A 22618-nucleotide genomic window follows, 5' to 3' on the forward strand; every position below is an offset into this window, starting at 1 on the left:
ATCCTTGTCATTTCTACTATTATTTTATCTAACTATATAATCGGACATATTATGCTTAACTTTATACTTTTTTATTGAAAATATTTATTTTTTCTCTGTTTGAATTAGAATACATCGTATTAACTTGTTTTGTTAGTCTATATTCATACAATTCTTTCTTCACTATTGCTAACTGTTCATTAAGAATTCCTTTAATCTTATTATCGATTTCAATCATTCCTAATTCATTGTATTTCTCTATAAAAGAATCTTTATCAATTTCATTTATACTATTTATAATATGTTGTCTCTCATCCAACTTGATATTTATATCCTTATATTTGTTGTTTGTAATCATACTTAAAATTTGCTCAGATATAATTTTGTATAAATTTATCTTTTCTTCTAATTCATTCATGATACCTCCTACTCTTATTTATTCTGTGAAAAATAGTTCATCTGAGAATTGTATTTGTTTAGTAAAGATTCAAGAGCTGAATATTTGCTATACAACTTAGCCTCCTTAGCATTCATTTTTTCTACAAGCCTATTTATATTTTTTTCTTTATCAGCAATATCTTTAGAATATATATTTTCACTAGCAGATGCAGTTTTTGCTATACCTGATTTCTCAGCCAATTTCGACCCAGAGCTACCAGCATATTCATACACAATGCTTTTTAGTTTTTCAAACATACCTTTATCTTCAAAATTTGAAGAAAATCCAGCCAAATCTTTATAAACTTTATCACTATCTTCTACTAGAGCCTTTGAAAATTTTTCTTCATTAAATGATATCTGGCCTTTTTTATTGTAATCTGCGTGTTCACTGATACCCATACTTTTTAAAAGATTAATATTACTTGAAGAGCCAAAAAAAGATTTTTGGATATCTTCGACAAAGGATCTCAATTCACTGTCATTTCTAAGTATCCCTTCTTTTGCCTTCTTTTCCCACTTCTCTATTTCCTCAGTTGTCATATCCTCTTTTTGTTTTTCTGTAAGAGGCGGATAATCTGAAGATTTTTTTGTAGTTACTAAGCTATATACTTTATCCATTAATTTATTATAATCCTCAACAAAATCCTTCATATTCTTTACTGCTTTTTCAGTATCCGTCACAGAAGTAAGTTTTGCATTGCCTTTTCCATTAACTGTATAATCTACATTATCTATAGTAAATACATTTTCAGATTTACTTATATATGTATCTCTACCCTTAGAATCTGTAACTTTAGCTTCTAAATTCTTCCCTACCAATACAAACTCTTTGCTTCCACTTCCATCATCTGTAGAAGCAACACCATTTTCTATTGATATTTGATTGGCTAATGCATCATTTCCTGTTACTTTTAAATCAATCTTTGAATCTAAACCTGTTTGTTTTCTAGAAATAATTAGTTCACCTGTCATTTCGCTATATGATGCTTTTATATCTGTATCTGAACAAAGAGAATTTATTTTACTAACTATAGTACTTGTGGTATCTTGTTCTGTTATTGGTATATTTACATCACCTATAGTCAATGAACTAGCACCACTCGCATTTGGAGGAAACTGTGTAACAATTGGAGAAGTTGTATTTAGTTTTATTGTAACCTTAGCAGGCTCAGCCATTTGACTTACTGCAAATTGATAATTTATCTTATCAGCTCCTGCTGAACCACTAGCTGATATTATACTTTCATCAGAACTCTTTATGCTCAGTGATGAATAAGCTTTATTATTTAGTATACTATTTTCTGATGTTACACTAAGATATTTATCATATAGATTCTTGGAGTCTTGAATAACATCTCTATAAATTTCTTGCTTCCATTTAACTATCTGCTGTGCTTGTTTAGCTTTATCAACAGCTTCCTTATCTTTTATCATACTAGCCTCTATTACACCTTCCATATCAAAACTACCTGAGAGACCTGTAACTCTAATTGGACTTATATTTGACATAATAACCCTCCTTATATTACTCTCTACTTTTGCTACTTGCCTCATACCATATATCTCTAATTTGCTCTATTATTGGGAAAACTTCATCTATTATTTGTATACCATTATTTAAATCTGCATTTGACAATTTATACTTTATAAAATCATACACTTTGTACATATCTTTTGCCCACTGACCTACATCTTGATTCAAAGTAGCCATAAGTTCTACAAATATATCTTGTACCCTAATTAGCTCCTTATGGGCACTGTCCATATCATTATCAACAATAGCAGCCCTAGCTACTCTTGTATACTTTACTGCTCCATCTACAAGCATAAGTAATAGTTGTTCTTGCGAAGAATATTGTAATTTTTCTATGTTTAAACCCATTTAATTATCCTCTTTTTCTTTCATCTTTACTTTTTTTATCTGCTTCATACCAGGTATCCCTAATTTGTTCTATTATTGGTAATACTTCATCTATTACTTGTATATCTTTTCTTATATTCGCTCTTGATAACTCATATCTTACAAAATCATAAACTTTATACATATCTTTTGCCCATTTACCTGCACTTTGATCTAATGTAACCATTAGCTCTGTAAATATATCCTGAACTCTAACAAGTTCTTTATGTGCCCTTTGCATATTTTTATCTATAATAGATAGTCTAGCTATCTTTGTATACTTCACTGCACCATCTACAAGCATAAGTAATAATTGTTCCTTTGATGCCATAAATATTGAATTTTGCTTATAAGAATTATAAGGGTTTTCTCCATACATATACTACTTCCTCCAAATACTTTTATTTTAAGTTACTTAAAATCTCTATATTTATCTTTGTTGCTTTTATATTTTCATCTTTTATCTTTTCATAAATTTCTTTTCTTAGTATTCCTATATCATTTGGTGCTGATATAGCCAATTTAATATTCTTTCCATCAACACCTACTACCTTAACCTCAATATCTTCTCCTATAAGTATTGACTCTCCCTTTTTTCTAGAAATCACTAACATCCATCATCACCTCTCAATAATGGATGTCTTATACTGTAATTTTCTTCTTGTAAAATTATTTGCATACCATAATTATTTTTTATATTTATTATTATAGGAGCTTTCATATTCACAGTTGATTCTTTTAAAGTTTGTCCAAGAGTTAATATATTAAATATTATAATATCATTAGGCGATTCTACTTTGAGTTTTTCTATTATATCTTGATTTAAAGTTATCTCATATTCATCGATAATCTCAAATGGTGATACAACAATAAATCCTATACAATCTTCTTCAATAGAATTAAATTCTTTTAAAGTATTATTATTTTCTATATCTAAAAGCTCATATTCTTTTAGATTTTCAAACCCTAGTATACCTTTTTTTAATGTAATTTTCATCATATCTGCGTTATTTTACTATATGTAATCTAATATAGATACATTAAATAACTTTCCTCCTGTTTGTAGTGAAGCTTGATAAGTTAATTCTGCCGCCTTTAATTGGACAAGTTTTTCTCCATAATCTATCTCTTCATTTTGTGATAGAATATCCTTTAACTGAATCAAATTTTCATCATTCTTTTCCTTCATTGCATCTACAGTATTTGCTTTAGTTCCATATATAGATCTAGTATTAACTGTATTCTCAATCAACTTATCTACACCACTTAAACATGTCGTTGTCAAGTCTTTTATATCTGCATCACTAGGATTTATTAACTTTCTCGATATATTATTTAAATCTTCAAATGGATCTGTTTTTGTTGGGTCAAAACCAAGAGAACTTAACTTAACATTATATTCTACATTTATACCTTGAGCTATGTTCATACTTAAAGAATCTTGTAGTTTGTTTAAATTTATACCACTGTTAAATTTTAAGCTTACAGAACCATCTGCATTTTCAACATATTGAACAGGTGGTGTACCTGTATTTGATCCTGAAAATATATATTTACCTTCATGTGTTGCATTTAAAGCATTTGCAATTTCTTTCATTTTTTCATTAGTTGAATTACTAAGAGTCTTTAGTTCATCCTCTGAATATGCACCATCACCACTTGCCACCAAAGTTTTCTTTACATCCGATAATAATTTTCCAAGTTGATCTAATGCAGTATCAGTAGTTTCTAACCAATTTCCTGTATCATTACAGTTTTCAATATAAGTCTCCATAGTCTTTATTTCACTTTTTGAATTCAATATTTTTATTGCTTTATATGGATTATCAGATAGTTTGTTTATTTCCTTTGTTGTATTAACTTGTCTATTAACTTTATCTAACCTTTGTAGATTATCTTGTAACGAGTTTAGATAACTGCTAGACATCATACCTGTACTGACTCTCATTATAAATTCCTCCTTCTATTAAATTATTCCATTTATTACAACATCCAACAGTTGCACAGCTGTTGACATAACCTTTGCACTAGCTTGATAGGAACGTTGTACTTTTATAAGCTCTGTCATTTCTTCATCTAACGATACACCTGAAACACTCATTCGTGAACTATCAATATTATTTATAATTTTACGTTGATTCACCTCATCTTGATTTACTTTTTGAGAATCTAAACCCACTGATTCTGCAAAAGCTTTATAGTGGTCACTTATTGTACTTACTTTTCCACCAACTGCCCCAATATCTATTTTTTCGTCTTTTAGTTTAGCAATCTTTGAAGCCTCATCAGCAGTAAGTTTTAGTTCATTTGGGTTACTCTTTATAGCTGGATTTACCTTTATGATATCTTCACCAGCTACATTTGAAGTTATAAAAAAATCTCTTACTGTTATTCCAGCAGACGTATTATAAACATCATTTATCTGTTTAGCTAATCCATCAGATACGTCTTTTAAATCGCTTTTATATGTATCAATCTTACCATGCATTTCAAACAAACCTTGTAAAGTTCCTGATACACCTGTTTTCCAAGTTCCACCTGGATTTTTTAGTTCATTAAGTTCTAATTTACCATCTGCAAGCATATTTTTAACATCGCCATTTTCAAGGTCTAATTTAAAACTTAAGTCATCTAATATTCTATCTCTTTCATCAAGTAAGTCATTCGGAGTAGAGCCAGAACCAGATATAACATCAATAGATTTATTCAAATCTTCAAGGCTTTTTAACATGTCATTTATCTGTTTTATCTCAGAATCTATATTGTCATCTATATCTCCTTTTAACTTATCAAGCTTTTTATAACTCTCACTTATTAAAGTTGCTAAATTTGATGCATTTTCTACCACTAGACTTTTTTTACTATCGCTATTTATATCCTTTGCTAATGATTCCCACCCTTTGAAAAAATCATCTATACCTGCAGATATTCCATAGTCTGATGGTTCATTTATTATAGTTTCTATAGTATTATAATAGTCATACTTTGAGACTGTCTTACCATATTTATGAGCTTCTGCTCTAAATTGATAATCATAAAAACTATTTCTAGCTCTTGTTACATCTGTTACATGTACACCTGTACCTAATTGACCTCTTCCAATTGCATTGTTCAAACTAGGCATATACATTGGGCTATTTGTGGCAAATTCTGTCCTTTGCCTAGAATAACCTTCTGTGTCTAGATTACTTATATTATGAGAAATTGTCTGTATTGCTTTTTGATGCGCATTCATTCCTGAATTAGCTGTATTTAAAATGGAAAATAATCCCGCCATATTTCTCCTCCCAATATCTATTTTCTAATATTTCCATAAGAATTATAAGTTGTAGTTTGTTTATCAGCTGGTTTTATGAAATTAATCATTTTTTTCGTAAAAATAAGTTCTTTCTTTATTAGAGAATCATTTGATTCCTGTTGATTTTTAGCTAAAGCAATAATGTGCTTTAAATCTGTATATATTTCTCTTAAATATTCATCATTACTATTTTCAACAACTTCACTCATTGGAATATCATCACTAAAAAATTGTCTTCTTTTTATCTCCATAGATGCAAGTTCTCTACTAATATCCTCTAATTTAGGATTTAATCTATTTAAATTTTCTATGTCTTTTTCAACTATATAATCAAATTGTTCTTTTAATAATTCCATCATATTATTAAGTATCTTTTTTTCTTCATACAATATAACTTTTAAGTCTGTAATCATGACTTTATCCTCGCATATCCTCTATCATTTTTTTCGCAATTTCTTCTGGTTTTATTTTGTAAGTTCCATTTTCCAATGCATTTTTTATTTCATCGATTTTTTTATTCCTAATAGTCTCATCACTCATATTTGATATACTTGCCATTTCCTTTGCAAATTTAGATAGCTCTATCTTGTCTGTTTTACTAGTTTTTTGAACTTCCTCAACTTTTTTTACACCTAATGTATTCTTTAAATAATTATTCACTACAATATTTGAACTTACATTTTTAACATCCATATTTTCACCTCCAAAATTACATACTTATAATTTAATTATCGCTCAGAAAATAAAAACATTTATATGATTCAAACATATTTTAAATTTTTTATAAAAATATCCCCTTAGCTAAATTCATACAGAATAGCCTAAAGGGATACTATTTAAAGTGCTAATTTATATCTGAATCTTCTATTTTAGATAATCTTACAGATAATTTTTCATTTGTAATAATGCTTTCTCCATAAGCAAACAATCTATCATTTGCATATATATCTAATTTTTCATCCACATTCTTATTTAGTTTTATTATAGAGCCTTCTTTTAATTCTAGTATATTTTTTATTGTTTCCGTTGTGTTTCCTATAGAAACAGCTACGTTTACTTTTGCATTAAAAACATTTTGATTTTCTTCTATAACGCCAGTCTTTTCTTCTATTAGTTGCCCAAAATTCAATTCATATATATCCTCTTTTTTGCTATTCATAAAACTTTTCTCCTTGTATAACCTTATCTATACATGTCTATCAACAAGCCTTGTATCATATCAACAGTAGAAACAATATCTATGTTTTCTTTTTCTTCACTAAGTAACTTACTAGTCATATCCTCAAGTTTATTATCAACAATCTTTACATTCTTATAGTATTGATGCTCCCAAAAACTACTATTTTTATCAAGTGAATACATATTATCTACAACTGATTTTAGGTATTCTTTTACTGCATTTTTATATATACTAATATCGCCATAGTTCTGAGTGAGTACAAGCCTTTCCCCTGCCCTTTTTACACTTTCCAGATTTCGTTTTATATCTTCCATTGAAGAAGATTGTTTTACAGAGTTTAAATTGTCATAAAATTTATTATTTTCTTTTAGTTTTTTAACCTCTATATTTCTACTTGGACTTATATTTAGCTTATCTATATTTATACCCATAATAAAGCCTACCCTCTATAATATTTCATAACTTTAGGAATATAATTTTGTGTTTCTTTTGGCATCTTATACAAGTCAGAAATTGATTCAACTCCTCTGCTTCTCATTCTGCCAGGTCCTCCGTTATATGCCATTAATCCCATTTCTATGCTACCTCCAAACATATCTATATACTCCTTAATATGTCTAGTTCCAGCATCTATATTCTGTTCTATATTAAATGGGTCTGTTACACCCAAATCTCTGCAATTTTCTGGCATAAGCTGCATAAGCCCCTTTGCACCAGCAGAAGACACAGTATTTGGATTAAAATCTGATTCAACTTTAATTATTGCTTTTATTAGATTAGCATCTATATTATATTTTTTTGATGCTTGCTCTACAGCATTTTCGATTCTAGACTTTACGCTTTTATCCTTTGTATCAACTTCTATAAACTTACCAATCTTATTATTTGCTACATTATCAAGTTCATTAAATAAATTTTCAGAATCAGATAATAAATTGTATCCACTAGAAGTTTGTTGATTATTCTGTGACAATGCTTTCAATAGGGACATCATAATCATATCAAATCCAGATGAATTATTGTATCCACAGTTACACTGACTTGTAGAATTACTGCCAGATAATTGTGTCAATGCTAATATATTAATTAGTGAACTTATTTCATTCAATATAATACTCCCCTTTCACAATTTTATAAACTTTAAAGTTAGACTGATAAAACAGCTTTCCACCAAGATTCATTTTCTATATACCATCTAACAGTTTCTTTTATGCCCAAATCAAAATCATATTTTGCCTTCCAACCCAACTCGTGCTCTATCTTAGATGCATCAATGGCATATCTTAAATCATGACCAGGTCTATCATTTACATATGATATTAAATCTTCAGATTTACCTAAAATATTTAATATAGTTTTTACCACTTCTATATTACTTCTTTCGTTGTGACCACCTATATTATAGACTTCACCAATCTTACCCTTATGTATTATTAAGTCTATAGCAGTGCAATGATCATATACATGTAACCAATCTCTTATATTCTCTCCATTCCCATATACTGGCAATTGTTTGTCTTCCAAGGCAGTTAAAATCATAAGTGGTATCAATTTTTCAGGAAAATGATATGGTCCATAATTATTTGAACATCTAGATATAGTTGTTGGTAATCTATATGTCCTATAGTAAGAGTTTACCAATAAATCTGCTGCTGTTTTAGATGCTGAATAAGGGGAACTTGGATTAATAGCCGATTTCTCTGTAAAGAATAAATCCTTTCTATCAATTTGTAAATCACCATAGACTTCATCTGTAGAAACTTGATGATATCTTTTTATCCCATATTTTATACATGCATCTAAAAGTACTTGTGTTCCTATAATATTTGTTTGTATAAATAATTGTGGATTTTCAACTGACCTATCTACATGAGATTCAGCAGCAAAGTTAACAACTATATCAAACTTTTCATCTTCAAATAATTTATAGACATGCTCTCTATCTGAAATATCACCTCTAACAAATTTATAATTTGGCTTATCTTGTACTTCTTTTAATGTTTCCAAATTGCCAGCATAAGTCAATAAGTCTAAATTAACAATAGAATAATCTACATACTTATTAAGCATATACTGTACAAAATTGCTTCCAATAAATCCTGCTCCTCCAGTTATTAGTATTTTTTTCATGTTTTTTCTCCTAAATGCCAATTTTGATAAACTTTTATTAAAGTTCCTTATAAATATCTTTAAACTCTTTCAGTGTTTTGTCCTTTGTTGATAGGAATGTCTCTTCAATTCTTTCTAAAGGCCACTCAATAGCTATCTGCTTATCATTCCATATAAAACCACTTTCAAATTCTGGATAATAATAATTTGTACACTTATAATTAAATACTGCTTTCTCTGATAAAACTAAAAAACCATGTGCAAAACCTTCTGGAATATAAAATTGCTTTTTATTTTTATCAGACAGTATTGCCCCTTCCCATTTTCCAAAGGTTTGTGAATCTTTTCTTAAATCAACTGCAACATCAAATACTTCTCCCTCTGTAACTCTAACTAATTTTCCTTGAGGATATTTATTTTGAAAATGCATTCCCCTCAAGACACCTTTCCTTGAGCTAGATTCATTATCTTGAACAAAGCACATATCAAGTCCAAACTCCATAAAATTCTTTTTATTATAGCTCTCAAAAAAATATCCTCTATCATCATAAAATGCATTTGGTTCAACTATATATAATCCTTCTATTTTTGTCTTTACAAAATTAAATTTTTCCATTACAATAAACTCCTTTAGTAAATAAAATTTATAGTAAATTTTATATCATATTAAATGTATTCATTGGCTAGTTTTAATAGATACTGGCCATACTCAGTTTTTATCAGTGGCTTAGCTAGTTCAATTAACTTCTCTCTATTTATATATCCTTTTGTATATGCAATCTCTTCTAAACATGCTATGTACAAGCCCTGTCTTGTTTGAACTACTTCAACATAATTAGAAGCATCTAACAGCCCCTTGTGTGTACCAGTATCCAACCAAGCCATACCTCTTCCTAAAAGTTCCACTTTAAGTTTTCCTCTTTTTAGATATTCATTGTTTATAGAGGTTATTTCTAATTCACCTCTATCTGATGGTTCAACAAGCTTTGCTATCTCTACAACATCACTATCGTAAAAATATAATCCTGGTATAGCATAATTAGATTTAGGAATACTAGGTTTTTCTTCTATTGATAATACGTTTAAGTCTTTATCAAATTCTACAACTCCAAACGCATTTGGATTACTAACATGATACCCAAATATAGTTGCTCCACTTCTTTTAACTGCCTTTTCTAATCTCTCACTAAATCCGTATCCATAGAATATATTATCACCTAATACAAGTGCTACACTATCATTACCTATAAATTCTTCTCCTATTATAAATGCTTCTGCAATCCCATTTGGTTTTTCCTGAATTGCATATGTTATTTTAAGTCCTAATGAACTTCCATCTCCAAATAATTCTTCAAATGCTATTATATCTCTTGGTGTAGATATTATAAGTATCTCTTGTATACCTGCCAACATAAGAACTGACATAGGATAATATATCATTGGTTTATCATATATTGGAAGTGTTTGTTTGGATATACATTTTGTTATTGGATATAGTCTTGTCCCAGACCCTCCTGCTAAAATAATTCCTTTCATTTTTATTCCATCCTTAAATTTGTTTTTTATCATATTATGATTATCGGATAAATAAAAGAAATATTTATATTTTATGTAATATCTTATTTTATTTTCTACAATCAGTATATTTATTTCCTATCTATGTCATATACTTTTAGATACTCTTCAATAGACTCTTCCCATACTCTAAACGAATTTAATCCTATTAATTTTAACATAAAATTATCTAGTACAGAGTATTGTGGCCTTTGAACCTTACTTTTAAAATCACTACTTTTAATTGGATTTACTTTTATATCTATATTTTTTAATTCAAATATCTTTTTAGCAAAATCATACCAACTGCATTGCCCTTCACATGTGGCATGATAAACTCCATAATTCTCTGTCTCCATGATTCTTATTATAACCTTTGCTAAGTCTACTGTACTTGTTGGACTTCCAAACTGGTCATTAACCACATTAACTTCTTTGTTTTCTAAAGAAAGTTTTATCATAGTCTTTACAAAATTATTCCCATCACCATATAGCCATGCTGTTCTCAATATAAAGTACTTATGTGAGAATTGTTCCACAAATTTTTCTCCCATAAGTTTACTTTTTCCATACACAGAATTAGGTTCAGTTTTATTATCTTCTCTATATGGATATTTAGAAAAACCATTGAATACATAGTCAGTTGATATATGAACAAGTTTAGCATTAACTCTTTCTGATGCGATTGCTAGACTTCTTGCTCCTAATGCGTTTATTTTATATGCAATTTCTATATTATCTTCACATACATCAACCTTCGTGTATGCTGCACAGTTTATAACTACATCAGGTTTGTTATATAAAATAAAATCATCTACATTAATTTGATTAGATATATCCAAATCATCTCTTGTTGTAGCTAATATAGTATATTTTGGTTGATTCATACTTTGATTGATTGATTTTAATTGGTTGACCAATTCTTTTCCTAATTGGCCATTAGACCCTGTTATTAATATTTTCATTAATTATTTTCATCCTCCAGTAAATATTCAATTCCTCTTAATAATTAATTATAACATAGCTTATATTTTGACTTGCGTAGAATATATTTTTATGTAAGTAAAAAAGAGATGTAATATCAAATGATTATCATCATATTATTACATCTCTCTAAGTCTAAATATTTAAAATATATGTTTTAATTACCAATTAATTATCAGAATCCTATCTAAAATACTTAACTCCAGATTCAAATATCTTTTGGTCTTTTTCACCTATGATATTCTTAAATACTTCCCCACCAATTCTCTCAGAATGTCCCATTTTACCAAACACTCTACCATCAGCACTAGTTATACCTTCAACAGCATAGAATGAACCATTTGGATTAAACTCAATATCATAAGTAGCTTCATTATTAAAATCAACATACTGAGTTGCTACTTGTCCATTAGCAATTAATTCTCTCATAACATCTTCACTAGCAACAAATTTACCTTCTCCATGAGAAATTGCTATATTGTGAATATCTCCAACATTAGTTTGAGCTAACCAAGGAGATTTATTAGATGAAATTCTAGTTCTAGCAATCTTAGCTTGATGACGGCCAATATTATTGTAAGTAAGTGTTGGTGCACTTTCACTTGGAACTCTTATTTCTCCATATGGAACTAAACCTAACTTAATTAACACTTGGAATCCATTACAGATACCTAACATTAGACCATCTTTTTGAGTTAAAAACTCATTTATAGCTTCTTGAACTCTAGGGTTTCTAAATACAGTAGCTATAAATTTACCAGAACCATCTGGCTCATCACCAGCACTAAATCCTCCTGGTAACATTATTATTTGAGAAGATTTTATTTCATTCACTATTGTATCTATAGAATCTTCTATGTCTTTATAAGTTAAATTCTTAAATACTCTTATATTTGCATTAGCCCCTGCTCTTTCAAATGCTCTTGCAGAATCGTATTCACAGTTTGTTCCAGGGAATGCTGGTATAAATACTCTTGGAGTAGCTATACTTAATGATGATTTTTTAGCCTCTCCTTGTGATATATAGCTTATAGTCTCTATTTTTGATTTTACTTCTTCTGTTTTAGTTGGGAATATAGGCTCTAAAGTACTACAATGCGCTTTATATAATTCATCTAATAAAAGTTCTTCGCCTTTAATGAATATACTAGCATCTTTAACTGTACTTCCAAGCACTATGTAATTATATTCATCTAACATGCTCAAATCATCATTTGCTAATTCAAGTACTATATTTCCATAACTAGCTTCAAATAATTTATCATCTGTACATACTTTTTCAGCTTCTTCACTAAACTTAAATCCTATTTTGTTACCAAAAGCCATTTTACTTATTGCTTCTCCCACACCTGCAAATCCTAATGCATATGTTGATAAAACTTTATTTCCATGTATAAGTTCTCTTACTTTATCTAAGTTTTTCTTTAATTCTTCAAAGTCTATAACATCATTTTCTGATTTATTTACACATAACATTACTACTTTTGAATCTGCTTTTTTAAATTCTGGAGATACTACTTTCTTAGCGTCTACTGTATCAACAGCAAATGAAACTAATGTTGGTGGAACTTCAATGTCCTTAAATGTACCAGACATACTGTCTTTCCCACCTATAGCAGGTATCTCAAACTTACTTTGTGCATAAAATGCTCCTAAAAGTGCTGAGAATGGTTTACCCCATTTTTCTGGATTGTTACCAAGTTTTTCAAAGTATTCTTGGAATGTAAGTCTTGTTGTGCTGTAATTTCCTCCAATAGCAACTAATTTACATACAGATTCTACTACTGCATATAAAGCTCCATGGAATGGACTCCATTTTCCTACTTTTGGATTATATCCATAAGTCATTATTGTAGAAGTATTAGTCTCTCCACCAAGAACTGGTATCTTAGCAACCATACCTTGAGTTGGAGTAGCTTGGTACTTTCCACCAAATGGCATAAGTACTGTATTACCACCAATTGTATTATCAAACATCTCTACTAATCCTTTTTGAGAACAAACGTTAAGGTCTGATAATACTTTTGTAAATTTATCTTTCATACTTGCAGATTTAACATCTTTTACTATTTCATTAGAAGCAAAGAATGTATTTTCTTCATCTACTTTAGCAACATGAACATCAGTAGTTTGTTTTACTCCATTTGTATCCAAAAACTCTCTATTTATATCAACAATTGCCTTTCCATTCCAGAACATTCTTAAATATCCTGTGTCAGTTACTGTAGCTACATGTGTAGCTTCTAAGTTTTCTTCTACAGCTAATTGTATAAATTTATCTTTATTTTCTTTTTTTATAGCTACTGCCATACGCTCTTGTGATTCTGATATTGAAAGTTCTGTTCCATCAAGTCCATCGTATTTTTTAGGAACTAAGTCTAAATTTATATCTAAACTATCAGCAATCTCACCTATAGCAACACAAACTCCTCCTGCTCCAAAGTCATTACATCTTTTTATCATTTGAGCAACTTCTTTATTTCTAAAGAATCTTTGTATTTTTCTTTCGTTAGGAGCATCACCTTTTTGAACTTCCGCACTACAAGTTAATATTGACTCTTCACTATGTTCTTTAGATGAACCAGTTGCACCTCCACAGCCATCTCTTCCTGTTTTTCCTCCAAGAAGAACTATTACATCTCCTGCTTCAGGTCTTTCTCTTACTACATTTTCTTTTGGTGCTGCTGCTATAACCGCACCTATTTCCATTCTCTTTGCAACAAAGTTTTCGTCATATACTTCTGCAACTTGTCCAGTTGTAAGACCTATTTGGTTACCATATGAGCTATATCCATGAGCTGCTTCTGTAGTTATTTTTCTTTGCATAAGCTTTCCAGGTAAAGTGTCCTCTAAAGTTGTTCTTGGGTCAGCACTTCCTGTAACACGCATTGCTTGATAAACATAGCTTCTTCCTGATAATGGGTCTCTTATAGCTCCACCTAAACAAGTAGCTGCTCCACCAAATGGCTCTATTTCAGTTGGATGGTTATGAGTTTCATTTTTAAACATTACTAAATATTTTTCCATCTTTCCATCAACTTCAACATCTACATTTATACTACATGCATTTATTTCTTCACTTTCGTCTAAATCATTTAACTTACCATTTTTCTTTAATTCTTTTACTGCAACTGTAGCTATATCCATTAAGCATATATCTTTGTGTCTGTTTACATATACATTGTCTCTTGAGTTAAGATACATTTGATACGCTTCTTTTACTATATCATTAAACTTACCATCTTCTATTTTTACATTTTCTATTTCAGTCATAAAAGTAGTATGTCTACAATGATCAGACCAATAAGTATCTAAAACTTTTATTTCTGTTATAGTTGGGTTTCTCTTTTCTGTATCTTTAAAGTATTTTTGAACATGTTGTAAGTCTCCTAAAGTCATTGCTAACCCTTTGTCACTTACAAATGATTTTAATCCATCTTCATTTAAATCTATAAATCCATCTAATATTTCAACTGATGTTGGTATCTCAGTTTCCATTTTTAATGTTTCTGGTTTTTCTAAAGATGCTTCTCTACTATCCACTGGATTTATGCAGTAATCTTTTATTTTGCTAAATTCTTCATCAGTTATTTTACCTGATAATATATAAACCTTTGCTGTATTGATAGCAGGTCTTATACCTTGATTTACTATTTGGACACATTGAGCTGCCCAGTCACCCCTTTGGTCATATTGACCAGGTAGAAATTCTATTGCAAATACTCTTTCTCCATTTAATTCTGGTATTTCCTCATAGTATACTACATCTAGATTTGGCTCAGAAAAGATTGTCTTTGCTGCATTTTCGTAAACATCTTCTGATATTCCTTCTACATCATATCTATTTAATATTCTTAAATCTTCTATACTACTTATGTGTAAACTTTCCACTAAATCCTTTTTTAAAGCTTTAGCCTCAAGGTCAAAACCTTCTCTTTTTTCAACTAGTACTCTTCTAACCATTGAGTCTTTATTTTCAGTATTCAACATACCTTATCCTCCATTTTAGAAAAATTATCTTCCTATGTCTGTTCTATAGTGCATCCCTTCAAAGTTTACTTTCTTTATATTTTCATAAACTTTTTCTGCTGCATCCTTAACTGTAGTTGATTTTGCAGTTATACCAATTACTCTTCCTCCATTAGTAACTAAATTACCATCAAGCATCTTAGTACCACTGTGGAATACTACTATATCATCATCCAAATTTTCAAGACCAGTTATAACTTTTCCTTTTTCATAACTGTCTGGATACCCTCCTGATGTAAGCATAACACATACAGCTTCATCATCACTATAATTTATTTCTATGTCTTTTAACTTGTTGTCAAGTATAGCTTCCATTATTTCATGTAAATCTGTTTCTAATCTAAATAAAACAGATTGTGTTTCAGGGTCTCCAAATCTTACATTATATTCAAGTACTTTCTCTCCATCATCAGTTATCATAAGACCAACAAATAAAATACCTTTAAAGTTAAGTCCATCTTTTTTGAATCCTTCCAATGTTTTTTCTAGTACTGTTTCTTTTACTTTATTTGCTAATTCTTCTGTATAGATTTCACTAGGTGAAAAAGTTCCCATTCCACCTGTGTTCGGTCCTTGTTCATAATTGTTTACCTTTTTATGGTCTTTTGCACTTGCCATAGGAACTATTGTATCATTGTCTACAAATGCCAAGATGGAAGTTTCTATACCTTTTAAAAATTCTTCAATTACTATTTTATCTCCAGCAGTTCCAAATTTCTTATCTGACATCATTTCTTTTAAAGTTGCTATAGCATCTTCTCTATTTTCAGGTATTACAACACCTTTTCCAGCAGCTAATCCGTCCGCTTTTATTACTACTGGATACCCAAAGCTATCTATTTCTGATATAGCTTCTTCTAAGTTTGTATATTCTTTATATTTTGCAGTAGGTATGTTATGCTTTATCATAAAATCTTTTGAAAAAGCTTTACTTCCTTCAAGTTGAGCACATTTTTTATTAGGTCCAAATACTCTTAAACCTTCTTTTTCAAATTCATCTACTATTCCCATAACTAGTGGTACTTCTGGACCTACTATTGTTAGACCTATGTTGTTATCCTTGGCAAACTTTAAAAGTCCTTCTACATCAGTATCACCTATATTTACACATTCTGCTACATTTGCGATTCCTGCATTACCTGGCGCACAATAAACTTTTTCTACATTTTTTTCATTGCTTAATTTCCAGCATATAGCATGTTCTCTTCCGCCACCGCCTACAACCAATATCTTCATAATATCCTCCTTAGTGTTTGAAGTGTCTTATTCCTGTAAATACCATAACCATATCATACTTATCACAAGCTTCTATTGAATCTTTATCTTTTATAGAGCCACCTGGCTGAACTACTGCTGATATTCCATATTCATGAGCTAATGTTACACAATCATCAAATGGGAAAAATGCATCTGATGCTAAAACAGCTCCTGTAAAATCTTTATCTTTATTGTTTTCAAGAGCATTTTTTAATGCCCAAATTCTTGATGTTTGTCCACAACCTAAAGCTAGAGTTTGACCATTTTTTACTATTGCAATTGCATTTGATTTCATGTTTTTTACTACTCTCATACCAAATTCCATATCTTTAAGTTGTTCATCTGTTGGTTTTGCTTTTGTTACATTTTCGCTTTTTTCTGCTAATATATTGTTTCTATCTTGTATCAATAATTTTCCATCTAAGTATTTCATTTCATATGGTTGTAAACTATTTTCTATCTTAGCTAATTTTAAGATTCTTAGGTTTTTCTTTTGTTTAAGTATCTCTAATGCCTCTGGTTCAAAATCATATGCTACTACTATTTCTAAGAATATTTCATTTAATTTCTCTGCTGTAGATTTGTCTATAGTAGAAGTTATTCCTACTATTCCACCAAAGATTGATACCTTGTCTGCTTCATAACATTTTGTATATGCTTCAAAAGCATCTTTTCCTAATCCTACACCACATGAATTAGCATGTTTTATAGCTACTGAAACTACTTCTTCACTATCTTTAAATTCTCTCATAACTTCTAAGCAACCATGTAAATCATTTAAGTTGTTGAAAGAAAGTTCTTTACCACCTAGTTGTTCATAATTTAAGATTGGATTTTTTGCATTTGATTGTGAATATAAGAAACCATTTTGATGTGGATTTTCTCCATATCTTAAAGTTTGTTCTTTTTGGAAAGTTAAATTTAATATGTCAGGATATGTATCTCCTACTTCTCCAGCAAAATAGCTAGATATTAAAGCATCATATCTTCCTGTAGTTGAGAAAGCTTTATATGATAATTTTTTTCTATCTTCTAATGTCATTGTGTCTGTTTTTAATTTTTCTATTATAGAATCATAATCTTTTATATCTACTACTACTATTACATCTTTATAGTTTTTAGCAGCAGAACGTATCATAGATGGTCCACCGATATCTATATTTTCTATCATTTCATCGTGGCTTTTTCCAGCTTTTAAAGTTCCTTCAAAATCGTATAGATTTACAGCTACTAAATCTATTGAATGTATTTTATGTTCATTTACAGTTTCTACATGAGATTCTTTGTCTCTTTTGTAAAGTATTCCACCATGTATATATGGATTTAATGTTTTTACTCTTCCATCCAATATTTCTGGGAAGTTTGTAACATCTTCAACTTGCATTACATTAACTCCATTTTCTTTTAATGTCTTAAAAGTATTTCCTGTAGATATAATTTCATAGTCTAGCTTATTTAATTCTTTAGCAAATTCAACTACACCTGTTTTGTCAGTTACACTTATTAAAGCTCTCTTACTCATTTATAAACACTCTCCTACCTTGAAGTTTTAATTTATTTTCACAAAAAAGACTTAAACTCTCTTCCAAAATCCTATGTTCAACTTCTAACACTCTTTTTGCAAGTGTTTTTGCATCATCATCTTGATTTACCTTAACTACATCTTGCATTATTATTGGTCCAGTGTCAGCACCTTCATCCACAAAATGAACTGTAGCACCAGTTACTTTAGCCCCATAATCTATTACTCCCTGATGGACTCTTTCTCCATAGAATCCAGCTCCGCAAAATGAAGGAATTAATGATGGATGTATGTTTATCATTTTGTTTCTAAACTCATTAACCAGTTTTGGGCTGATTATTTTTAAATAACCAGCCAAAACTACTAAATCTATTTTATTTTCTTTAAGAATTTCTATTATCTTGTCTTCATTAGTTTCGCAAATTGCCTTTATGTTATGATTTTTAGCTCTCTCTAAACCATAAGCATCTTGCTTACTTGAGATAACTACCTTAACCTGACCTTTTATCTTTCCAGACTCAGTACCATCTATAACTGCTTGTAAATTTGTTCCTCCACCAGATATTAAAACTCCTATATTTAGCATAATTCTACACCTTCATGACTATCTACTACTTCACCAATTATATATGCTTTATCTTCTAATAATTCACTATACTTTTTATCTACATAAGAAGCATTGTCATTTTCTCTATTATTTATAAAGTTTACAACATCGTTGGCATTTTCTTTATCTACTATTAAAACTAGTCCAATACCCATGTTAAAACTCTTATGAAGTTCTCTCTCATCTACAGCATTAAAACCTTCTATCATTTTGAATATAGGAGGTTTCTCCCAAGATTTTTTATTTATATCTAATCCTAATCTTTTAGGTATAACTCTTGTTATATTTTCTATAAGCCCTCCACCAGTTATGTGAGCTATAGCTTTTATATCATGTTTAGCCAATACATCTAAAGCTAACTTAACATATATTTTAGTTGGTGTTAAAAGTGCTTCCCCAACTGTCATTCCTAGTTCTTCTACATATTGTTCCATCTTATAATCATAAGTTTCTAAGAATATCTTTCTTATGAAAGAAAATCCATTACTGTGTACTCCACTTGAAGATATACCAACTAATACATCTCCTGATTTAACATCATTTCCAGAAACAATCTTTTCTTTGTCTGCTATACCTACAGAGAATCCTGCTAAATCATAATCATCATCTCCATACATTCCAGGCATTTCAGCAGTTTCTCCACCAATTAGTGCACAACCAGACATCTTACAGCCGTCTGCTATTCCGCCAACTACTTTTTCTATATGCTCAGGAACTAATTTTCCAAGAGCTATATAATCAAGGAAAAATAATGGCTTAGCACCTTGACATATTAAATCATTTACACACATTGCAACTAAATCTATTCCAACAGTATCATGCTTGTCCATCATTTGAGCTATTTTTAACTTAGTCCCAACACCATCTGTAGATGCAAGCAAAACTGGTTCTTTCATTCCTACAAAATCTTTTAAACTGTATAATCCACTAAAGTTTCCTAAATCTCCAACTACATTTCCATCATAAGTTCCTTTAATTTTCCCTTTTATAAGGTCTACTGCTCTATTTCCTTCATCTATATCTACACCTGATTCTTTATATGTTAACATGAAAGTAGTTCCTCCTTATCAATTTTTTTAACTGGGTATTCTCCATCAAAACAAGCTTTACAGAAAGTAGACTTATGTTCTGCTGCATCTAACATTCCTTCTATATCTAGGAATTTTAAACTATCACATCCAATATATTCTCTCATTTCTTCTACGTTGTTACTTGATGCAATTAACTTAGAGCGATTTGGAGTATCTATTCCATAATAACAAGAGTAAGCGACTGGAGGAGATGTTATTCTAAGATGAATTTCTTTTGCTCCCGCTTCTCTTAAAGATTTTACTAACTGTTTAGATGTAGTTCCTCTTACTATTGAATCATCTACTAAAATTATAGATTTTCCTTTTATTACTGTTGAAAGAGGATTTAATTTTATTTTTACAGCTATCTCTCTTTCCTCTTGTGTAGGTTTTATAAATGTTCTTCCTACATATCTATTTTTAACTAGACCTTCACTTATTTTTAATCCACTAGCATTTGCATAACCAATAGCCCCTGGCCAACCTGAATCAGGAACTGGAACTACTACATCTGCTTTTACATTTTCATCTTGAGCTAATCTTTCCCCACATTTAATTCTGAATTCATATGCATTTACATTATCTATAGTTGCATCATTTCTTGCAAAGTATATGTGTTCAAATATACAACTTTTCTTAACTGGTTTATAATTTTCTGAATAAAAATATGATTTTAATTCACCATCTTTAACTACTATTATTTCTCCTGGCTCTACATCTCTTACAACTTCTCCGCCAAGTATGTCTATTGCACAATTTTCTGATGCAAATATATATTCATCACCCTTTTTACCAAGTACAAGAGGTCTAAATCCATGTGGGTCTCTAACTGCAACCAATTCATCTTGACTCATTATTACAAGAGCATATGCACCTTTGATATAGTCCATTGTTACTTTTAAACTTTCTACTATATCACCTTTGTAATATCTTGCAAGTATATATAAAATTACTTCTGTATCTGAATTAGTTTGGAACATATATCCATCTTCTTCTAGCATATCTTTTAAATAATTTGCATTTACTAGATTTCCATTATGAGCTATAGCTAATTGTCTTTTTCTGCAACTTCCAACTAAAGGCTGACAGTTAGAAACATGACTTCCTCCAGCTGTTGAATATCTAACATGTCCAATACCTATATTTCCTTTTAACTTAGATAATTCACTTTCCTTAAAAACATCTCCAACTAATCCCATATCTTTTTTGTACTTAATTTCTCCATCATCTAAAAGAGCTAAACCACAGCTTTCCTGCCCTCTGTGTTGCATAGAATATAAAGAATAATATAGTTCTTTAGTTACATCTTTATTAGAGTAAATCCCTAAAACTCCACACATACATTTGCCTCCTATTTATTATTCATTCTCGAAAGTACTTCCGTATAACCTTCTACAAGGTCTCCAAGGTCTCTTCTAAATCTGTCTTTGTCTAATTTTTCATTTGTGTTTACATCCCAAAGTCTACAAGTGTCTGGTGATACTTCATCTGCCAATATTATGTTTCCTTCTGAATCTTTACCAAATTCTATTTTAAAGTCAACTAACTTTAGGTTTAATTTTAAGAAGAATGCTTTTAGCAATTCATTTATTTTTAGAGTTTCTTCTCTTAAGAATTTTAATTCTTCTCTAGTTGCTAATTTCATTGCCACTGCATAATCGTCATTTAGCATTGGGTCACCATAATCATCATTTTTATAGCTTATTTCAAAGATTGGCTCATCGAAAACTACACCTTCTTCAAGACCAACTCTTTTGCAAATAGAACCAGCAGCAATATTTCTTACTATCACTTCTAATGGTAAAATTTCTACTTTCTTAACTAACATTTCTCTATCCGATAAACTTTTTATAAAGTGTGTATTTATATTATTTTCTTTTAACATTTCAAAGATTATTGTTGATATCTTATTATTTAGTATACCTTTTGAAGATATTTCTGCTTTTTTTTCTCCATTAAATGCTGTTGCATCATCTTTATAATAAACAACATATTCATTTTCATTATCTGTAGAATATACTTGTTTTGCTTTTCCTTCATATAATAACATTTCTGTTACCCCCTTAAATTCTTGTCGTCTTCTAGCACCTTTTGTGCCATTTCTTCTCTATATGATTTCAAATCTTCTTTTAATTTTGGGTATTTTAGAGTCATTATTTGTAATGCCAATAAAGCTGCATTTAAACCTAAATCTATTGTAACTGTTGCAACTGGTATTCCTTTTGGCATTTGAACTATTGATAAAAGTGAGTCTAATCCATCCATAGTTGATGATTTAATAGGCAATCCTATTACTGGAATTAGAGTTTGTGAAGCTATTACACCTGGTAGATGTGCTGCTTTTCCTGCTGCTGCTATTATTACATCTGTATCATCTTCTATTTCTCTTAGGAATATTGAAAGTTGTTCTGGTGTTCTATGAGCAGATAATGCTCTTGCTACAACTTCTATTCCGTATTTTTCAAGCAGTTTTATCCCTTCTTCTAATTTTGGATAATCTGATTTTGAACCCATAACTACTGCTACTTTCATTAGACTTCCCCTCTCCGTTTATAAGTTATTTTAAACTTTAAATCATTCGCATTATTATACGAATTATACATCTTAAATTTTATATTAATATACATATATTATCAACTCTTTTTTGAAATTTTTTAAAAAAAATATTCCTTGTATTTTTTTTATTCG

General features: G+C 29.8%; 25 protein-coding genes. All 25 read right to left on the reverse strand.

Annotation, left to right across the window (positions count from 1 at the left end):
- Positions 1-61 precede the first annotated feature (61 nt).
- Complete coding sequence (locus KGF36_RS08965) at positions 62-397, reverse strand: flagellar protein FliT (RefSeq protein WP_227827783.1); 336 nt, start codon at positions 395-397, stop codon at positions 62-64.
- Positions 398-411: 14 nt separating this feature from the next.
- Complete coding sequence (gene fliD / locus KGF36_RS08970) at positions 412-1929, reverse strand: flagellar filament capping protein FliD (protein WP_227827784.1); 1518 nt, start codon at positions 1927-1929, stop codon at positions 412-414.
- A 16-nt stretch (positions 1930-1945) separates the two neighbouring features.
- Entirely contained in the window at positions 1946-2302 is a 357-nt protein-coding gene (gene fliS, locus KGF36_RS08975; RefSeq protein ID WP_227827785.1) for a flagellar export chaperone FliS, read from the reverse strand.
- Positions 2303-2306: 4 nt separating this feature from the next.
- The gene (fliS, locus tag KGF36_RS08980) at positions 2307-2699 is read right to left on the reverse strand and encodes a flagellar export chaperone FliS (protein WP_227827786.1); all 393 of its coding nucleotides are present in this window, start codon (positions 2697-2699) and stop codon (positions 2307-2309) included.
- A 22-nt stretch (positions 2700-2721) separates the two neighbouring features.
- A complete protein-coding gene (csrA, locus tag KGF36_RS08985; RefSeq protein WP_227827787.1) occupies positions 2722-2934 on the reverse strand; it encodes a carbon storage regulator CsrA in 213 nt (70 codons plus the stop codon).
- Complete coding sequence (gene fliW, locus KGF36_RS08990) at positions 2928-3320, reverse strand: flagellar assembly protein FliW (protein ID WP_227827788.1); 393 nt, start codon at positions 3318-3320, stop codon at positions 2928-2930. Before fliW ends, csrA begins: the two co-directional genes overlap by 7 nt.
- Before the next feature lie 15 nt (positions 3321-3335).
- A complete protein-coding gene (gene flgL, locus KGF36_RS08995; protein ID WP_227827789.1) occupies positions 3336-4268 on the reverse strand; it encodes a flagellar hook-associated protein FlgL in 933 nt (310 codons plus the stop codon).
- 18 nt (positions 4269-4286) lie between these two features.
- Positions 4287-5597 carry a flagellar hook-associated protein FlgK gene (gene flgK / locus KGF36_RS09000; RefSeq protein WP_227827790.1) on the reverse strand — a complete coding sequence of 437 codons (1311 nt, stop codon included), beginning with the start codon at positions 5595-5597 and terminating at the stop codon, positions 4287-4289.
- A 17-nt stretch (positions 5598-5614) separates the two neighbouring features.
- A complete protein-coding gene (locus KGF36_RS09005) occupies positions 5615-6031 on the reverse strand; it encodes a flagellar protein FlgN (RefSeq protein ID WP_227827791.1) in 417 nt (138 codons plus the stop codon).
- Between the two features lie 4 nt (positions 6032-6035).
- The gene (gene flgM / locus KGF36_RS09010) at positions 6036-6311 is read right to left on the reverse strand and encodes a flagellar biosynthesis anti-sigma factor FlgM (protein WP_227827792.1); all 276 of its coding nucleotides are present in this window, start codon (positions 6309-6311) and stop codon (positions 6036-6038) included.
- A gap of 151 nt (positions 6312-6462) precedes the next feature.
- Positions 6463-6777 (reverse strand): FliM/FliN family flagellar motor switch protein, encoded by a 315-nt coding sequence (locus KGF36_RS09015; RefSeq protein WP_227434646.1) that lies wholly within the window; start codon positions 6775-6777, stop codon positions 6463-6465.
- A 23-nt stretch (positions 6778-6800) separates the two neighbouring features.
- On the reverse strand, positions 6801-7229 hold the full coding sequence (locus KGF36_RS09020) for a YaaR family protein (RefSeq protein ID WP_227827793.1): 429 nt from the start codon (positions 7227-7229) through the stop codon (positions 6801-6803).
- An 8-nt stretch (positions 7230-7237) separates the two neighbouring features.
- A complete protein-coding gene (locus KGF36_RS09025; protein ID WP_227827794.1) occupies positions 7238-7906 on the reverse strand; it encodes a lytic transglycosylase domain-containing protein in 669 nt (222 codons plus the stop codon).
- Positions 7907-7944: 38 nt separating this feature from the next.
- A complete protein-coding gene (rfbB, locus tag KGF36_RS09030) occupies positions 7945-8928 on the reverse strand; it encodes a dTDP-glucose 4,6-dehydratase (RefSeq protein WP_227827795.1) in 984 nt (327 codons plus the stop codon).
- A 37-nt stretch (positions 8929-8965) separates the two neighbouring features.
- Positions 8966-9523 (reverse strand): dTDP-4-dehydrorhamnose 3,5-epimerase, encoded by a 558-nt coding sequence (rfbC, locus tag KGF36_RS09035; protein ID WP_227827796.1) that lies wholly within the window; start codon positions 9521-9523, stop codon positions 8966-8968.
- A 50-nt stretch (positions 9524-9573) separates the two neighbouring features.
- Positions 9574-10443 (reverse strand): glucose-1-phosphate thymidylyltransferase RfbA, encoded by an 870-nt coding sequence (rfbA, locus tag KGF36_RS09040; protein WP_227827797.1) that lies wholly within the window; start codon positions 10441-10443, stop codon positions 9574-9576.
- 110 nt (positions 10444-10553) lie between these two features.
- Positions 10554-11426 (reverse strand): dTDP-4-dehydrorhamnose reductase, encoded by an 873-nt coding sequence (gene rfbD / locus KGF36_RS09045; RefSeq protein ID WP_227827798.1) that lies wholly within the window; start codon positions 11424-11426, stop codon positions 10554-10556.
- Positions 11427-11628: 202 nt separating this feature from the next.
- A complete protein-coding gene (locus tag KGF36_RS09050) occupies positions 11629-15435 on the reverse strand; it encodes a phosphoribosylformylglycinamidine synthase (protein ID WP_227827799.1) in 3807 nt (1268 codons plus the stop codon).
- A gap of 24 nt (positions 15436-15459) precedes the next feature.
- Positions 15460-16710 (reverse strand): phosphoribosylamine--glycine ligase, encoded by a 1251-nt coding sequence (purD, locus tag KGF36_RS09055; protein ID WP_227827800.1) that lies wholly within the window; start codon positions 16708-16710, stop codon positions 15460-15462.
- 10 nt (positions 16711-16720) lie between these two features.
- A complete protein-coding gene (gene purH, locus KGF36_RS09060) occupies positions 16721-18253 on the reverse strand; it encodes a bifunctional phosphoribosylaminoimidazolecarboxamide formyltransferase/IMP cyclohydrolase (RefSeq protein WP_227827801.1) in 1533 nt (510 codons plus the stop codon).
- Positions 18246-18839 carry a phosphoribosylglycinamide formyltransferase gene (gene purN / locus KGF36_RS09065; protein WP_227434636.1) on the reverse strand — a complete coding sequence of 198 codons (594 nt, stop codon included), beginning with the start codon at positions 18837-18839 and terminating at the stop codon, positions 18246-18248. Before purN ends, purH begins: the two co-directional genes overlap by 8 nt.
- Positions 18833-19909 (reverse strand): phosphoribosylformylglycinamidine cyclo-ligase, encoded by a 1077-nt coding sequence (purM, locus tag KGF36_RS09070; protein ID WP_227827802.1) that lies wholly within the window; start codon positions 19907-19909, stop codon positions 18833-18835. Before purM ends, purN begins: the two co-directional genes overlap by 7 nt.
- Positions 19903-21270 carry an amidophosphoribosyltransferase gene (gene purF / locus KGF36_RS09075; protein WP_227827803.1) on the reverse strand — a complete coding sequence of 456 codons (1368 nt, stop codon included), beginning with the start codon at positions 21268-21270 and terminating at the stop codon, positions 19903-19905. The genes purM and purF overlap by 7 nt, the downstream gene beginning before the upstream one ends.
- An 11-nt stretch (positions 21271-21281) precedes the next feature.
- Positions 21282-21980 (reverse strand): phosphoribosylaminoimidazolesuccinocarboxamide synthase, encoded by a 699-nt coding sequence (gene purC / locus KGF36_RS09080; protein WP_227452069.1) that lies wholly within the window; start codon positions 21978-21980, stop codon positions 21282-21284.
- 5 nt (positions 21981-21985) lie between these two features.
- Entirely contained in the window at positions 21986-22462 is a 477-nt protein-coding gene (gene purE, locus KGF36_RS09085; RefSeq protein ID WP_227827804.1) for a 5-(carboxyamino)imidazole ribonucleotide mutase, read from the reverse strand.
- Positions 22463-22618: the final 156 nt, after the last annotated feature.

The organism is Clostridioides sp. ZZV14-6009 (assembly GCF_020658095.1).
Lineage (GTDB): Bacteria > Bacillota > Clostridia > Peptostreptococcales > Peptostreptococcaceae > Clostridioides.

Bases quoted from the DNA above. Each gene is read 5' to 3' on its own strand.
- rfbA (WP_227827797.1), bottom strand. From the start codon at position 10,443: ATGAAAGGAATTATTTTAGCAGGAGGGTCTGGGACAAGACTATATCCA.
- purD (WP_227827800.1), bottom strand. From the start codon at position 16,710: ATGAAGATATTGGTTGTAGGCGGTGGCGGAAGAGAACATGCTATATGC.
- KGF36_RS09015 (WP_227434646.1), bottom strand. From the start codon at position 6,777: ATGAATAGCAAAAAAGAGGATATATATGAATTGAATTTTGGGCAACTA.
- rfbB (WP_227827795.1), bottom strand. From the start codon at position 8,928: ATGAAAAAAATACTAATAACTGGAGGAGCAGGATTTATTGGAAGCAAT.
- rfbC (WP_227827796.1), bottom strand. From the start codon at position 9,523: ATGGAAAAATTTAATTTTGTAAAGACAAAAATAGAAGGATTATATATA.
- KGF36_RS09020 (WP_227827793.1), bottom strand. From the start codon at position 7,229: ATGGGTATAAATATAGATAAGCTAAATATAAGTCCAAGTAGAAATATA.
- KGF36_RS09050 (WP_227827799.1), bottom strand. From the start codon at position 15,435: ATGTTGAATACTGAAAATAAAGACTCAATGGTTAGAAGAGTACTAGTT.
- csrA (WP_227827787.1), bottom strand. From the start codon at position 2,934: ATGTTAGTGATTTCTAGAAAAAAGGGAGAGTCAATACTTATAGGAGAA.
- rfbD (WP_227827798.1), bottom strand. From the start codon at position 11,426: ATGAAAATATTAATAACAGGGTCTAATGGCCAATTAGGAAAAGAATTG.
- purF (WP_227827803.1), bottom strand. From the start codon at position 21,270: ATGTGTGGAGTTTTAGGGATTTACTCTAATAAAGATGTAACTAAAGAA.
- purC (WP_227452069.1), bottom strand. From the start codon at position 21,980: ATGTTATTATATGAAGGAAAAGCAAAACAAGTATATTCTACAGATAAT.
- fliD (WP_227827784.1), bottom strand. From the start codon at position 1,929: ATGTCAAATATAAGTCCAATTAGAGTTACAGGTCTCTCAGGTAGTTTT.
- purH (WP_227827801.1), bottom strand. From the start codon at position 18,253: ATGAGTAAGAGAGCTTTAATAAGTGTAACTGACAAAACAGGTGTAGTT.
- KGF36_RS09005 (WP_227827791.1), bottom strand. From the start codon at position 6,031: ATGATTACAGACTTAAAAGTTATATTGTATGAAGAAAAAAAGATACTT.
- purM (WP_227827802.1), bottom strand. From the start codon at position 19,909: ATGTTAACATATAAAGAATCAGGTGTAGATATAGATGAAGGAAATAGA.
- fliS (WP_227827786.1), bottom strand. From the start codon at position 2,699: ATGTATGGAGAAAACCCTTATAATTCTTATAAGCAAAATTCAATATTT.
- fliW (WP_227827788.1), bottom strand. From the start codon at position 3,320: ATGATGAAAATTACATTAAAAAAAGGTATACTAGGGTTTGAAAATCTA.
- flgL (WP_227827789.1), bottom strand. From the start codon at position 4,268: ATGAGAGTCAGTACAGGTATGATGTCTAGCAGTTATCTAAACTCGTTA.
- flgM (WP_227827792.1), bottom strand. From the start codon at position 6,311: ATGGATGTTAAAAATGTAAGTTCAAATATTGTAGTGAATAATTATTTA.
- purE (WP_227827804.1), bottom strand. From the start codon at position 22,462: ATGAAAGTAGCAGTAGTTATGGGTTCAAAATCAGATTATCCAAAATTA.
- flgK (WP_227827790.1), bottom strand. From the start codon at position 5,597: ATGGCGGGATTATTTTCCATTTTAAATACAGCTAATTCAGGAATGAAT.
- fliS (WP_227827785.1), bottom strand. From the start codon at position 2,302: ATGGGTTTAAACATAGAAAAATTACAATATTCTTCGCAAGAACAACTA.
- KGF36_RS08965 (WP_227827783.1), bottom strand. From the start codon at position 397: ATGAATGAATTAGAAGAAAAGATAAATTTATACAAAATTATATCTGAG.
- purN (WP_227434636.1), bottom strand. From the start codon at position 18,839: ATGCTAAATATAGGAGTTTTAATATCTGGTGGAGGAACAAATTTACAA.